Source organism: Cupriavidus sp. 01L46, assembly GCF_056399905.1.
The window spans coordinates 1-2,080 of the sequence record NZ_JBFTSF010000538.1 but is presented as its reverse complement, the minus strand read 5'-3'; the positions used below and the strand labels follow the sequence as shown (position 1 = coordinate 2,080).

Below are 2,080 nucleotides of genomic sequence, written 5' to 3'. Positions count from 1 at the left end.
GTGCTGCCGGACCTGGGCAAGCCCGACAAGGCGGCGCTGGAGCGGGCCATGCACGGGCATGTGCTGTCGCAAGCGGAACTGGTCGGCACCTACAAGAAGTTAAGGCGCTAGCGAAACCGCCCGCCGGATGCCCCCTGCCAGGGAGATGAAAGTGAAATACGCGCGTAGTGGCCAATCCAATCCCGCACGCCACCGTGGCCATGCCGCCAGCCAGCCGACTGGTAAGGGCGGCGGCGGTGGCAATCGCGATGTGCCTGGCGTTGCCGCTGCAATACGCAACTCGTTGAATCCGCCCAGATGACCGATGTGCCGCCGACKCCATTCCCCAAGCCGCTTTGCCGTTCGCGCGTCGCCGTCCTACAACTGAGAGGTAGGCCGGAAGGCGCCGGACTGCACCTGTCGAGGAGAAGCATAATGTGCCGCTGGCTGGCCTACTCGGGCAAATCCGTTCCGCTGGAAGCCGTCCTGTTCCAGCAGGAGCACTCGCTGATCGACCAGAGCTTGAATTCGCGGCTGGGTCATACCACCACCAATGGCGACGGGTTCGGCGTCGGTTGGTACGGACGTCACTCGGAAGTGCCGTTCCGCTACCGCTGCCTGCACCCGGCGTGGAGCGACACCAACCTGCGCGAAACGGCACGGGCGGTGCGGGCGCCGCTGTTCGTCGCTCACGTGCGGGCGGCTACCGGCACGCCGACGCAGGAGACCAACTGCCATCCGTTCCGCTTCGGCCGCTGGCTGTTCGTCCATAACGGTCTGATCCGCGAATACCCCGTCGTGCGGCGCGACCTGATGATGGCCGTGGCGCCGCACCTGTTCCGCTGGATCGAGGGATCGACCGATTCCGAGGTGATGTTCTTCCTGGCCCTGACTTTCGGCCTAGAGCGAGATCCGCGCAGCGCGCTGGAGCAAATGGCGGGGCTGATCGAGGACGTCGGCCACCGCCACGACGTGCAGTTTCCGCTCAACATGACTGTCTGCGTGACCGACGGCCAGCAGATCGTGGCGGCGCGCTATTCGAGCGAGGCGGAATCGCGCTCGCTCTTCCACAGCACCTCGTTCAGGCAGTTACGCGCGCTCTACCCGGACGACCCGCGCATCATCGCCGCCGGCGACGACGCATTCCTGGTGCTTTCCGAGCCACTGATCGACGTGCAAGAAGTGTGGGAGGAGATTCCCGAGGCGACCATCTTGGTTGCCCGGGGAGGCGAAATCAAGCACGACCGCTTCTTGCCGCGGCTCCCGGACCAGTCGACATAGTAGGGCAGCTATTTCATGTCCATCGGAGGTGCAAAATCTTGCGCAGCGGCGCTATAGGTGGTCAAGCAGCAAGCCGCTGCCTGCCTGCACGACGTTCACCAGAACTGACGATGATTCCGCATATGGGGCTGGCCAAGTTCACCGCGGATGCATTCCTAGCCGCCGCCCGCAAATAGCCAGGCATGCTCCGAGTGGGCAATCTTCGGTCAGCCACCATTGCCCACGGCGTAAAGCGCCGTGGTGCGCCATTTTTTTCTTACCCGAACTCCATTCAGGTAACGCAACGCCTCAAGGATTCCGTCGATGTCGGCCAAAGCGTCTCCGGTGCGGATTTATAACGCATTGATTTAACATAATCATCATCGCTTCAGCGGGACTACCTGCTAGGCTACGCCGCGCATAGAGCGGGGCGCTGTCCCATGATGCCTAGCAGGTCCTCAAAACCCGAGGAGATACGTTGCTGGACCGATGCCCAAAGGGCGCGTGCGCGGTMAGACTTCGCGCGCTCCAGGCTGGCGGCGGCGATGATTTCGAAGGCGTCGATATGCAAGATATCGGCCAAACGGATGGCGAGTTCTTCGCCAATGCCGGCCTTTCCGTTACGGAGCGCACTGAGTGCCGCCTTTGTTACACCAAGGTGCTTTGCGAGTGCGTAATCCGACTCAATGTCAAGAGCAGCCTTAGCTGCATCCAAGTATTCAAGTGGCTTCATAGTCACTACCCMTAAAGAATGTCTACCCGGACTGAAACATAGTCCATTGCCTCTTTCCGTGCAATGGACAAATGACTCTTGACCATCAATAGGCACTTGACTATTATC

The 2,080-nt window shown here is 61.2% G+C and carries 2 protein-coding genes; one reads left to right on the top strand and one right to left on the bottom strand.

Translation table 11 applies throughout. The annotated features are described in order from the left end of the window. The first annotated feature begins 414 nt into the window (after positions 1-414). Positions 415-1,260: a class II glutamine amidotransferase gene (locus tag AC1DS3_RS38065; RefSeq protein WP_441632094.1), complete on the top strand. Its 846-nt coding sequence runs from the start codon at positions 415-417 to the stop codon at positions 1,258-1,260. 388 nt (positions 1,261-1,648) lie between these two features. On the opposite strand, the gene AC1DS3_RS38060 is transcribed toward AC1DS3_RS38065, so the two are convergent. Then, positions 1,649-2,080 (bottom strand): helix-turn-helix domain-containing protein (locus AC1DS3_RS38060; protein WP_477129298.1); only part of this gene is annotated, 432 nt, incomplete at its 5' end.